Annotated in this window: 11 protein-coding genes; 5 read left to right on the top strand and 6 right to left on the bottom strand. The window is 71.2% G+C overall.

Going from position 1 to position 12,104, the window contains the following annotated elements; all coding sequences use genetic code 11:
- Positions 1-108: 108 nt before the first annotated feature.
- Entirely contained in the window at positions 109-1,356 is a 1,248-nt protein-coding gene (locus AB0D01_RS36815) for a site-specific integrase (RefSeq protein ID WP_363063224.1), read from the top strand.
- A 61-nt stretch (positions 1,357-1,417) separates the two neighbouring features.
- Here the strand turns inward: AB0D01_RS36815 and AB0D01_RS36810 are convergent, their stop codons facing one another.
- The 3 genes from AB0D01_RS36810 to AB0D01_RS36800 all read right to left on the bottom strand — a co-directional run bounded on the left by AB0D01_RS36810 (position 1,418) and on the right by AB0D01_RS36800 (position 3,822).
- A complete protein-coding gene (locus AB0D01_RS36810; protein WP_363063230.1) occupies positions 1,418-2,047 on the bottom strand; it encodes a restriction endonuclease in 630 nt (209 codons plus the stop codon).
- A gap of 53 nt (positions 2,048-2,100) precedes the next feature.
- Positions 2,101-2,313: a hypothetical protein gene (locus tag AB0D01_RS36805; RefSeq protein ID WP_363063222.1), complete on the bottom strand. Its 213-nt coding sequence runs from the start codon at positions 2,311-2,313 to the stop codon at positions 2,101-2,103.
- Between the two features lie 399 nt (positions 2,314-2,712).
- Entirely contained in the window at positions 2,713-3,822 is a 1,110-nt protein-coding gene (locus AB0D01_RS36800; RefSeq protein WP_363063220.1) for a magnesium and cobalt transport protein CorA, read from the bottom strand.
- Positions 3,823-3,889: 67 nt separating this feature from the next.
- Between AB0D01_RS36800 and AB0D01_RS36795 the strand changes: the two genes are divergently transcribed.
- Positions 3,890-5,017 (top strand): winged helix DNA-binding domain-containing protein, encoded by a 1,128-nt coding sequence (locus AB0D01_RS36795; protein WP_363063218.1) that lies wholly within the window; start codon positions 3,890-3,892, stop codon positions 5,015-5,017.
- A gap of 105 nt (positions 5,018-5,122) precedes the next feature.
- Entirely contained in the window at positions 5,123-6,673 is a 1,551-nt protein-coding gene (locus AB0D01_RS36790) for an AMP-binding protein (RefSeq protein ID WP_363063216.1), read from the top strand.
- 85 nt (positions 6,674-6,758) lie between these two features.
- Here AB0D01_RS36790 and AB0D01_RS36785 read toward each other — a convergent pair whose 3' ends face one another.
- Complete coding sequence (locus AB0D01_RS36785) at positions 6,759-7,247, bottom strand: glutathione peroxidase (RefSeq protein ID WP_363063214.1); 489 nt, start codon at positions 7,245-7,247, stop codon at positions 6,759-6,761.
- A gap of 41 nt (positions 7,248-7,288) precedes the next feature.
- The gene (locus AB0D01_RS36780) at positions 7,289-8,233 is read right to left on the bottom strand and encodes a hypothetical protein (RefSeq protein WP_363063212.1); all 945 of its coding nucleotides are present in this window, start codon (positions 8,231-8,233) and stop codon (positions 7,289-7,291) included.
- Positions 8,234-8,502: 269 nt separating this feature from the next.
- Here AB0D01_RS36780 and gcl point away from each other — a divergent pair, with 269 nt between their 5' ends.
- Entirely contained in the window at positions 8,503-10,284 is a 1,782-nt protein-coding gene (gcl, locus tag AB0D01_RS36775) for a glyoxylate carboligase (RefSeq protein WP_363063210.1), read from the top strand.
- A 152-nt stretch (positions 10,285-10,436) separates the two neighbouring features.
- Here gcl and AB0D01_RS36770 read toward each other — a convergent pair whose 3' ends face one another.
- Positions 10,437-10,832 (bottom strand): cupin domain-containing protein, encoded by a 396-nt coding sequence (locus AB0D01_RS36770; protein WP_363063208.1) that lies wholly within the window; start codon positions 10,830-10,832, stop codon positions 10,437-10,439.
- A 52-nt stretch (positions 10,833-10,884) separates the two neighbouring features.
- Here AB0D01_RS36770 and AB0D01_RS36765 point away from each other — a divergent pair, with 52 nt between their 5' ends.
- Positions 10,885-11,871, top strand: a complete 987-nt coding sequence (locus AB0D01_RS36765; protein WP_363063206.1) for a helix-turn-helix domain-containing protein — start codon at positions 10,885-10,887, stop codon at positions 11,869-11,871.
- Positions 11,872-12,104: the final 233 nt, after the last annotated feature.

The following is a 12,104-nucleotide window of genomic DNA, read 5'->3' as shown; positions in this document are numbered from 1 at the left end:
CGGGCCTGAACAGCACGAGCGAAACCTCCGACGACGAAGCTACATGCCTGAACCGAGTCCCGCTCACAGAGCTCGTTTACGGGACAGCCCTTAGCTGCAAGGAAACACTTGGCCGGCTACATCGAAGACCGCTGGATCAACAAGAAGAAGGACCCTGTCACCGGCAAGCGCGAGCGCACCGCCCGGTACGGCAAGGGCAGCCGGTACCGGGTCGCGGGCATCCCGGGCGTCCGGGGCATGTCGTTCGACACCCTGGAGGACGCCAAGGCGTGGCTCCGCAGGGCTGGCACCGACAACGAGCGGGGCGAGTTCGTCGACCCGCGCGACGGCTCCATCACCGTCGCCGACTACGTCGCGCGCCACTGGCAGGCGGGCGTGCGGGGAGCGCCGGGCACGGTCAAGCGGGTGGACGAGCGAGTGCGCCTCCATGTACTCCCGCACATCGGTGACGTCGCGCTGCGAGACGTCACCGCATCGGTCCTGCGCGGCTACATCGCCACGCTCGAAGGCGAGTGCGCACCGCGCTACGCCCGGCAGATCCTGACCACCCTCTCGAACGTCTTCGAGACGGCGATCGATGACAAGCGCCTGGTCCGCAACCCGATGCGCGCCAAGTCGGTGCGCTGGCCCAAGGCCCCGGAGGACCAGCGGGAGGCTTGGCTGCTGGAGACCGCGCAGCGGGTGCGGGACGCCGTCAACCAGCGGTACCGGATCGCCGTCGTAGTCGCCCTCGGGTGCGGGTTGCGCCAGGGGGAGGTCTTCGGGCTGTCGCCGGCGGACATCGACTTCGAGCGCGGCCTCATCCGCGTCCGCCGACAGGTCCAGCTTCTGTACGGCCGTTTGTACTTCACTCTTCCCAAGGGCGGGAAGACCCGGGTCGTCGACATGCCGCCTTCGGTGGCCGCCGAGCTGCGCGCACACTTCCTGCAACACACGGCCGTCGAAGTCGAGCTGCCCTGGGGCGGCCCCGAACCCGACCGGGAGAAGCGCTCCTTCCCGCTGGTCCTGACCACGACCTTCGGCAACGCGATCCGCGCCAACATCTTCAACGACGAGGTGTGGAAGCCCGCCCTCGCGAAGGCCGGCGTGATCCCCGTGCGGGAGAAGGGCCAGCGTTGGAGAGCCTCCCGCAAGGACGGCTTCCACGTGCTCCGGCATACCTACGCCTCCGTGATCCTCGAGGCGGGTGAATCCGTCGTCACCCTCGCCCGATGGCTTGGCCACTCCAGCCCGACCATCACCCTCGACCACTACGCCCACTTCATGCCAGAGGCCGGCGGCAAGGGCCGTGCGGCAGTCGATGCGCTGCTCGGTGTGGCCCCTCAGTACGTCCCAGACGACCTTGCCCTTGCCTGAGAACGGGTGGCACAGCACATGCTGTGCCACCCGTTCTCGTTGGTGGGTCGGGCTCTGGGGCTCATGCCGCTCGACGCCAGGGCAGGCGGGGGCGCCGCGCGGGCAGTCCGAGTAGTTCGTGCAGCGCCTTGCCGTCGTGGGCCCATTGGCCGAGTCGGTCGCGGTCGACGCAGTGGACTCCGTGGCGGTCGCCCCAGGCCATGGCGTCGCGCGTGAAGGAGCTGTTGGTGACGACGACCGCGTGGTCCGCCTTGTGCGCGGGCCCTGCGGTGCCGTTCACCTCGTACATCACCGACGAGCCGACCTTGCCGCCGACGCGGGTGTGCTTCGCCTGCACCACGATCCGTCCGAAGGGGACCAGCACGCCGATCACGTCCGCCGCCTGGTCCCCGCCCCGGCCCACCTTCGTGGCCGCCCAGCCGTCGCGGACGAGGAGGTCGCGCAGCGCGTACTCGAACTGCTGGTCGTCCATTGCGTCCAACTCGGCCAAGGTGATGCGCAGACGAGCCAGCCTCTCGCTGTCCGCGCGGTTCCGGCGGGAGCGCCGTAGCCCGAGGCAGGCCAAGCCGGTGGCGAGGGCCAGACAGATCAGGACCAGCAGCGGCCAGCTCGCGGCGGCCTTCGCCAGGAGGCGCGATGCGGCCTGTGCCAGGGCGACTGCGAGAGCGAGGGCAACGGCTGCCGCACCCAGGACGTCTGCGGTACTGCGCGGTCGCCACCGGATGCTTCGCCGCCGCCGGGCCGTCACTGGCCGCCTGCTGGCGCGGAGACGCCGGGCTTCGGCGCGGGCTGCTGCTCGGCGGAGCTGTCGCCGAACCCGAAGATCTGCCCCCAGAGCCACACCACCGCACACAGGCCGGCGATGGCCCAGACGCTCAGCCCCTTGGCGGACTTTGGACCCGGCCTGCTCCGGAAGTGCGGCCGTACGTACACCTTGCCGTCCGGAACCTTCGGCATGCTGATTCCCTCCCCATCGGTCCGCGCCGTGCGGACCTCCAGTTCGGTTGTAGCGGCGGCCACTGACAGAACCTGATGCACCGTCATGATCGAGTGGGTGACAAGAGTGCAAGTCGGCCATGTCTTCGGGAATGTCCGGCCGGATGCACAGCCCGCTGGCCTGCGCCGCAGCTCTTCGGTCGTGTGCCGCGCTGTGGAATCGCAGGGTGTACCGAATGGCCATTTCCCGCGGAGCGCGGTCAGCGATGACTGCGCCGGGCGCCGCCCCCGTTGAGGCGACGACGCCGAGTCCGGGCGACCCCTTGCCGCACGTTCTCCCCAGATTCTCCCCACGGGGCCTCTGGGGACATCATTCGAGGTTCGCTTGCGCTAAGTCGATCAAGTTCGTGCGGTGGTTCGCTACAGCCAGTCGCGCTTCTTGAAGATGACGTACAGGCTCGTGCAGACGACCGCCATGAGGAGGAGGGCGAAGGGGTAGCCGGCGGCCCAGTGGAGTTCGGGCATGACCTCGAAGTTCATGCCGTAGATGGTTCCGACCAGAGTGGGGGCGAAGAGGATGGCGGCCCACGAGGAGATCTTCTTGATCTCCTCGTTCTGTTCGAAGCCGGCTTCCGCCAGGGCGCGCATCTCGGCGTTCTGTTGTTGCGAGACCAGGGTGGCGTTGACCGTGAGGATTTCCGTCAGGGCCTGGCGGAAGCCGTCGACGCGTTCGCTGGTGTGGGTGACGTGGTCGGCCACGTCGCGGAGGTAGCGCTGGAGTTCCTCGTCCGTGCCGTACTTGGCGAAGCCCGCCATCAGGGCGTGCAGCATGCCGACCAGGGGGCGGGTGGCGCGTTGGAACTCGACCATCTCGCGGGAGAGTTCGTAGATGCGGCGGGAGACCTCCGGGTCGCCGCGGAAGACCTCCGTCTCGATCTCGTCCATGTCGTTCTGGACGCCCGCCACGACCGGGGCGTAGCCGTCGACCACCGCGTCGAGGATCGCGTAGAGGGCGGCCTCGGGGCCCAGGGAGAGGAGCTCCGGGGTTTCCTCCATGCGGCGACGGACCGCGGAGAGGTCGGGGGCGGCGCCGTGGCGGACGGTGATGAGGAAGTCCGGGCCGACGAAGACGTGGAGCTCGCCGAACTCGACCTCCTCCGGGGCGTCGAGGTAGCGGGCCGCGCGCAGGACGACGAAGAGGGTGTCGCCGTAGCGTTCCAGCTTGGGGCGCTGGTGGGCCTCCAGGGCGTCCTCGATGGCCAGCGGGTGGAGGTTGAACTCCGCCTCCAGCGAGTGCAGTTCGGCCTGCGTCGGACGGTGGAGGCCGATCCAGGCCATGCCGTCGGGCCGTTCGCGCAGTTGCCGGAACGTGTCGGCCAGGGTGGCGGGGGAGGCCGCGCGGCGGCCGTCGCGGTAGACGGCCGAGTCGACGACGCTGTGGTGGTCCGGAGGCAGCGGGGAGGGGGAGGGGGTGGTGGAGGGCGGGCGGTGGCGGTCGGGTCGGGCGGGTCGGTTCGGGCGCTCCGGCATCGCAGGTCGGCTTTCCGGTCGGGGATCGCGGACAGAACCTGACCGCGACGCGGGATAGCTTTCCGGTATGGCCTCCACGACGCATCCCGTACTCGACACCCGCGCTCTGAACCGTGCCACGCTCGCCCGCCAGCTGCTGCTGAGCCGCGCCGAGAGGTCCGCCGAGGACGCCGTGGCGCACCTGCTCGGACTCCAGGCGCAGAACGTCAAGCCCCCGTACTTCCAGCTCCACGCCCGCCTCGCAGGGTTCCGGCCGGCGGAGCTGGCCGCGCTCATGGAGTCGCGCCGAGTGGTCCGGATGGTGACGATGCGCTCCACCATCCACACCCACACGGCCGAGGACGCCCTCACCCTGCGCCCCCTCGTCCAGCCCGCCCGCGACCGGGAGGTCAACGCCTTCCGCAAGGGCCTCGTCGGCGTCGACCTCGACGCGCTCGCCGCCCGCGCCCGTGCCTTCGTCGAGGAGGAGCCGCGCACCATGGGGGAGATCCGCGAGGAACTGCTGCGGACGTGGCCCGACGCCGACCCGCAGTCGCTGTCCGTCGCCGCCCGCTGCCTGTTGCCCCTCGTCCAGGTGACCCCGCGCGGGGTGTGGGGCCGCAGCGGCGCCGTGCGGCTCACCACCGTCGAGCTGTGGCTGGACCGGCCCGCCGGGCAGGCGGTGCGAATCGACGAGGTCGTGCTGCGCTACCTCGGCTCCTTCGGGCCCGCCTCCGTCAAGGACATGCAGACCTGGGCCGGCCTCACCCGGCTGCGCGAGGCCTTCGAGCGGCTGCGCCCGCGCCTGCTCGTCTTCCGCGACGAGAACGGCGTCGAGCTGTTCGACCTCCCCGACGCGCCCCGGCCCGACGCCGACACCCCGGCGCCCCCGCGCTTCCTGCCCGAGTTCGACAACCTGCTCCTCTCCCACGCCGACCGCTCCCGCGTCGTGACGCCCGAGGCCAAGGGCCGTACCTGGACGGGGAACCAGGCCCATCCGACGCTGCTGGTGGACGGGTTCCTCGCCGGGCTGTGGCGGTTGGACCCCGCCGGCAGCGCCGCCGCCGGCCCGGCCGACGGTCCGGGGTTGACCGTAGAGCTGTTCGGCGCGCACTCCAGCGCGGCTCGCGAGGAGGTCGTGGCCGAGGGGGAGAGGCTCCTCGTCGAGATGGGCGGCGGACCGGGCGCCGTGCGTTTCGGGCCGATCCGCGGCTGAGCCGGCCGGAGGGGACCGCATCGGCACCGGGTGCGGAGACCCGTTTGTGCCAGACTCCGCACCAGCTGACGTACTTGTCTGGACACTGGACACAGGAGCGTGCACATGCGGATTCCGATGACCGTCGCGGACTTCCTCGACCGGGCGGAGCTGGGGTTCTCCTCCAGTCCCGGTGTCGTCGACGAACCCGATCAGCCCGGCCGGCCCGTCGCGGAGTCGACCTACGGACGCCTGGGTGAGCGGGTGCGCGCCTGGCAGGCGGGGTTCGACGCGTTGGGCATCGGCGAGGGTGAGCGCGTGGCGGTCGCGAGCCACAACTCCGCCCGTCTGCTGGAGCTGTTGTTCGCCGTCCCGATGAGCGGCCGGATCTGCGTACCGATCAACTTCCGTCTGAAGCCGGAGGAGATCGCCTACGTCATGGAGCAGAGCGGCGCCTCCGTGCTGTTGGTCGATCCCGAGCTGGACGCCGCCACCTCCGCCGTTCCCGCCCGCCACCGCTTCGTCCTCGGCGAGGAGACCGACACCGGGCTGATGCGGTTCGGCGTCGAGCCGCGTCCCTGGTCGAAGCCGGACGAGGACGCGACCGCCACCATCAACTACACCTCGGGGACCACCGCCCGCCCCAAGGGCGTCCAGCTGACGCACCGCAACATCTGGGTCAACGGGCTCACGTTCGGGCTGCACACCCGCGTCTGGGAGCGGGACGTGTACATGCACACCCTCCCGATGTTCCACTGCAACGGCTGGGGCATGCCCTACGTCATGGCCGGACTCGGGGTCAAGCAGGTGGTGCTCCGCAAGGTCGACGGCGCGGAGATCCTGCGCCGGGTCGACGAACACGGCGTCACGCTGATGTGCGGCGCGCCCGCCGTCTGGAACGCCGTGCTCGACGCGGCGGCCGGCTGGGAGGGGGAGGTCCCGGGCCGCGACCGCGTACGCATCGTCTGCGCGGGCGCCCCGCCGCCGAGCCGGATGATCGAGCGGGTGGGCGAGGAGCTGGGCTGGGAGTTCACCCAGATCTACGGCCTGACCGAGACCTCGCCGCTGCTCACCTTCAACCGGACCCGACCCGAGGACGCCGCCCTGCCCGCCGCCGAGCGGGCGCGCAAGCTCTCGCGCGCCGGGCTGCCGGCGCTCGGCGTGAAGCTGGAGGTGTCGGGGAGCGGTGAGGTCCTGGCCCGGTCCAACGTCGTGTTGGAGGGGTACTGGGAGAAGCCGCAGGAGACGGCGGACGCGCTGGAGGACGGCTGGTTCCACACGGGCGACGGAGGGGAGATCGACGGGGCCGACGGGCACCTCACGATCTCCGACAGGAAGAAGGACGTGATCATCACCGGCGGTGAGAACGTGTCGTCGATCGAGGTCGAGGACGCGATCTTCAGCCATCCGGCGGTCGCGGAGGTGGCCGTCATCGGAGTGCCGCACGAGAAGTGGGGCGAGACGATCAAGGCCCTGGTGGTCCTGGCCGAGGGGACCGAGGCGGGGCAGGTGGGGGAGGCCGAGATCATCGCCCACTGCAAGCAGCGGATGGCCGGGTACAAGGCGCCGACGAGCGTCGAGTTCCGGGAGGCCATCCCGCGCACGGCCACCGGCAAGATCCAGAAGTTCAAGCTCCGCCGACCCTACTGGGAGGGGCTGGACCGCCAGGTCAACTGAGAGCCGGGCCCCCGCCCCGACTCGCCGGCCCCGTCCGGCCCCGCCCCGGGAAGGGGCGGGGCCGGACGGGTCGGCCGCGCGGCGACTAGGCCGGCAGCTGCGCCTCGATCGCGGCGATCACCTCGGGGGCCTCGGGCTCGGTGCGCGGGCGGAAGCGCGCCACGACCTCGCCGGCGGGGGAGATCAGGAACTTCTCGAAGTTCCACTGGACGTCCCCGGCCTCGCCCTCGGCGTCCGCGGTCTTGACCAGCTCCGTGTACAGCGGGTGCCGGTTCTCGCCGTTCACCTCGGTCTTCTCCAGCATCGGGAAGGTCACGCCGAAGCCGGCCGCGCAGAAGGTCTGGATGTCCTCCGCGGTGCCCGGCTCCTGCCCGCCGAACTGGTTGCAGGGCACGCCGATGACGGTGAAGCCCTTCGCCTCGTACGCGAACTGCAGACGGGCCAGCCCCGAGTACTGGGGGGTGAGACCGCACTGCGAGGCGGTGTTCACCAGCAGGATGGCCTTGCCCTTGTGGGCCGCGAGGCTGGTGGGCTCGTCGTCCAGGGTGGTCAGCGGGATGTCGTACAGGCTCATCGGGCTCTCCTCGGCGGGATCTCGGTCTTCGACCTCCGAGCCTAGGCCCCCGTCCCGACCAGGATGTCCGCCGGGTCGTTGACCGGCTGGGGCATGCCCGTGAGGTCCATGACGAACAGCGGTATCCCCAGCTCGTCCGCGCGGACGCGGGCCTCCTCCGTATATCCCGCCAGGGAGAAGTAGACGCTGGTCGCCGAGGCCGTCAGACCGTTCAGCCAGACGCACTCCACCGCCCGCAGCCCGGCGGGCGCCGTCGTCGGGTCCACCTGGGCCACCATGCCCGGGGCCCGCAGGTCCACCGCCGCCGAGGGGATCGGCAGCCCGTCGGGTTGCCGTACGTCGCGGAACCCCAGCCAGCGCAGGTACAGCGCGGCCGTCACCACCGCGTCCCGGGCGGTACGGATGGTCACGGGCCGGAACGCCGGCCGCGGCACCGCGCCCCGACTCCCCGCCGACCCGGACGCGGGGGCGGGGGCGGACCCGGGCCCGGAGCCGGGACCAGGGCCGGTACCAGGGGCGGGGGAGGAGCGCGGACCGGCGCCGGCGCCGGAGTCCGGGTCGGGCGCCCCTGGAGCGGCGCCCGCCGCGCCCGCGCGCGCGTCGCGCTGCGCCGGGCCCCGTACGCCGTCGCCCGCCGCGCCCGCGCCCGGCGCGGACCCGGTGGCCCCCGTGGCCCCGGCGGATCCCCCGGGGCCGGGCGGCCGCGGGGGCTCGGCGCCCTGCGGCGGGCGTACGGGGATGAGGACCACCGTCCCGCACGCCCCGCAGCCCACCTCGGGATGCGGCCACTCGCTCTCCCGCCCGCAGGCCCCGCACCGCACCGCCACCCAGCTCTCCGACCAGGTGCGATGCGTCAGGGGCAGGGGCTGCGCGCCGAGGTCCAGCGGTGGCGCGACCGGACTTCCGCAGGCGCAGGGGAAGACCGGGGCGGTGTAGCCGTTCTCGCGCAGGCATCCCGGGCAGCGCACCGGTACCGCTTCCGCCATGAGACCTGGACCCCCTCCGTCGCTGTGCGTACGTACATGCTCCACCACCGGCGACCGCCGGCGCGGGCGAGGGCGCGGATTCGCGCCGATCCGCCCCCGGAAGGCCGGCCATTTGTGCAACTCACCGAACGGGATGCGGCTTTTGGTGGGTTCCGGGGTGCCGCACCGCCTTGACGAGCGGGAAGACGCCGCTTAGCTTGTTCCGTATAGCAGAACAAAAATTCCGGATGACGGAAAAAGTCTGACCGCCAGACCCGCAGGAGAACCTGATGCCTCGTATGACAGCCGCCGCAGCTGCAGTTGAGATCCTCAAGCTTGAGGGTGTCGAACAAGCGTTCGGCGTGCCCGGCGCTGCGATCAACCCGTTCTACCGCGAGCTCAAGAACGTGGGCGGCATCAACCACACGCTCGCCCGCCACGTCGAGGGCGCCTCGCACATGGCCGAGGGGTACACCCGTGCCAAGGCGGGCAACATCGGCGTCTGCATCGGCACCTCGGGTCCCGCCGGCACCGACATGATCACCGGCCTGTACTCCGCCATCGCGGACTCGATCCCGATCCTGTGCATCACCGGTCAGGCTCCGGTTTCGAAGCTCCACAAGGAGGACTTCCAGGCCGTCGACATCGCCGCGATCGCCAAGCCGGTCACCAAGGCCGCGACGACCGTCCTGGAGGCCGCGCAGGTCCCCGGCGTCTTCCAGCAGGCCTTCCACCTGATGCGCTCCGGCCGTCCGGGCCCGGTCCTCATCGACCTCCCGATCGACGTCCAGCTGACCGAGATCGAGTTCGACCCCGCGACCTACCAGCCGCTGCCGGTCTACAAGCCGCAGGCCAGCCGCGCCCAGGCCGAGAAGGCCCTGAGCTTCCTGCTGGAGTCCGAGCGCCCGCTGATCGTCGCCGGTGGCGGCATCATCAACGCCGACGCCTCCGACCTGCTGGTCGAGTTCGCCGAGCTGACCAACATCCCGGTCATCTCCACCCTCATGGGCTGGGGCGTCATCCCGGACGACCACGAGCTGGCCGCCGGCATGGTCGGTGTCCAGACCTCGCACCGCTACGGCAACGCGACCTTCCTGGAGTCCGACGTCGTCCTCGGCATCGGCAACCGCTGGGCCAACCGTCACACCGGTTACAACCTGGACGCGTACCTGGGCGACCGCAAGTTCGTCCACGTCGACATCGAGCCCACCCAGATCGGCAAGATCTTCGCCCCCGACTTCGGCATCGCCTCCGACGCCAAGGTCGCGCTGGAGCTCTTCATCGAGGTCGCCAAGGAGCTCAAGGCCGAGGGCAAGCTGCCCGACTTCGGCGCCTGGGCCGCCTCCGCCCAGGAGCGCAAGGCCACGCTGCTGCGCCGTACGCACTTCGACAACATCCCCATGAAGCCGCAGCGCGTCTACGAGGAGATGAACAAGGCCTTCGGCCCGGAGACCCGCTACGTCACCACCATCGGCCTCTCCCAGATCGCCGGCGCGCAGATGCTGCACGTCTACAAGCCGCGCCACTGGATCAACTGCGGCCAGGCCGGCCCGCTCGGCTGGACCATCCCGGCCGCCATCGGTGCCGCCACCGCGGACCCGGAGACCCCGATCGTCGCGCTCTCGGGCGACTACGACTTCCAGTTCATGATCGAGGAGCTGGCGGTCGCCGCCCAGCACAAGGTCCCCTACGTCCACGTCCTCGTGAACAACGCCTACCTGGGTCTGATCCGTCAGGCGCAGGGCGGCCTCGGCATCAACTTCGAGGTCAACCTCGAATTCGAGAACATCAACACCCCCGAGCTCGGCGCCTACGGCGTCGACCACGTCAAGGTCGCCGAGGGCCTGGGTGTCAAGGCCATCCGCGTCACCGACCCGAACGAGCTGGGCGCCGCCTTCGAGCAGGCCAAGAAGCTGGCCCAGGAGTTCCAGGTCCCGGTCGTCGTCGAGGCCATCCTGGAGCGCATCACCAACATCTCGATGAGCAAGACCGTCGACATGAGCGACGTCACCGAGTTCGAGGAGCTCGCGACCGAGCCGGGCCACGCGCCCACCGCGATCAAGGCCTTCTGAGCTCCCTGAAGGCCACCGAAGGCCCCTGAAGGTTCCTGAGGACCTCCGGGCCTCGCGGGCAGCACACACGCCGCGGCCCCCGTTCCCCCCTCCGCACAGAGGGGAGAACGGGGGCCGTCGTGCGTCGTGGCCGCGGGTCCGGGAAGGTGCGCTCAGGAGCCGAGGACGTGGCCCGTCGTCGCGTCCACGTGGGCCGGGACCGCCTCGTGGCGGTCGCCGACGGTGGAGGTGCCGGTCGGCTCGAACATGAGGATCGCGGCGCCGGACGGCGCGGAGGGCCTGTGCTCGGTGCCCCGGGGGACGGTGAAGACGGCGCCCCGGGGCAGCACGACCGTCCGCTCGCCGTCCGGCTCGCGCAGGGAGATGCGCAGCTCGCCTTCGAGCACGAGGAAGAACTCGTCGGTGTCGTCGTGGGCGTGCCATACGTGCTCGCCGTGGACCTTGGCGACGCGTACGTCGTAGTCGTTGACGCGCGTGACGATACGAGGGCTCCACAGGGCCTCGAAGGAGGCCAGGGCATCGGCGAGGGCGAGGGGTTCGTGGCTCATGACCCCATCGTTCCCGCCGGCGCGCGGCCTCCGTGAGTGCTACGAATCGCACATGCCGCAAGAATCCTCGCAACCGTCCTCGCCGCCCCACCGGGTCGTCGTCATCGTGGACGAGAACTCCAACCCCTTCGAGCTCGGCTGCGCGACCGAGGTGTTCGGCCTGCGCCGCCCCGAGCTCGGCCGCGACCTCTACGCGTTCGGCCTGTGCTCGCCCGAGCCCCGCACGGTGATGCGGGACGGGTTCTTCACGCTGACCGGGGTCGCCGATCTGGAGGCGGCCGACACGGCGGACACCCTGATCGTCCCCAACCGGCCCGATACCGAGGTGCCCCGACGCCCGGCCGTCCTGGACGCCGTACGGCGGGCACACGCGCGCGGAGCCCGCCTGATCGGCTTCTGCAGCGGCGCCTTCACCCTGGCCGAGGCGGGGGTCCTCGACGGGCGCCGGGCCACCGCCCACTGGCTGTGGGCGCCGTCCTTCCGGGCCCGCTTCCCCGCCGTCCGGCTCGAACCGGACGTGCTGTTCGTGGACGACGGAGACATCCTGACCGCCGCGGGCAGCGCCGCCGCGCTCGACCTCGGGCTGCACGTCGTGCGCCGCGACCACGGGGCGGAGGTGGCCAACGCGGTGAGTCGCCGGCTGGTGTTCGCCGCGCACCGCGACGGAGGGCAGCGGCAGTTCGTGGAGCGGCCGGTGCCCGAGCAGCCGGACGAGTCCCTGGCCCCCGTCCTCGTATGGGCCCAGGAGCGGCTGGACGCGCCGCTGACGGTGTCCGACCTCGCGGCGCGGGCCGCGGTCAGTCCCGCGACGTTGCACCGCCGCTTCCGGGCCCAGCTCGGTACGACGCCGTTGGCCTGGCTCACCGGGGAGCGGGTCGCGCTGGCCTGCCGGCTGATCGAGCGGGGGGAGTCCGGCTTCGACCTGGTCGCACGGCGCAGCGGGCTCGGTACGGCGGCCAACCTGCGCGCGCTGATGCGGCGCGAGACGGGGCTCAACCCGTTGGCGTACCGCCGCCGGTTCGGACCGGGGACGCCCTGACCCCGCCCGGCCCGCCCCACCCCCGGACCGCGGCGAGGGGGCGGGGCAACGACAAAGCGCCGAGTCACGGGACCGTCCGTGACTCGGCGCTCTGGTTTGTTACCGCCCGACGGAGCGAGGCTGGCGCGACAGGACGTTCGCACCGCCGGGCGGAGAGGGTGGGGAGGTTGTCCTCTATACAAGGGACTCTGTGCGTGGCCCTTATACAGAGGAGAGGATGGCTGGGACCGTGG

Origin of the sequence: Streptomyces sp. NPDC048606 (genome assembly GCF_040650855.1) — a bacterium.
Classification (GTDB): domain Bacteria; phylum Actinomycetota; class Actinomycetes; order Streptomycetales; family Streptomycetaceae; genus Streptomyces.
The sequence above is the reverse complement of the archived record's forward strand: the minus strand, read 5'-3'. Positions and strand labels throughout refer to the sequence as shown.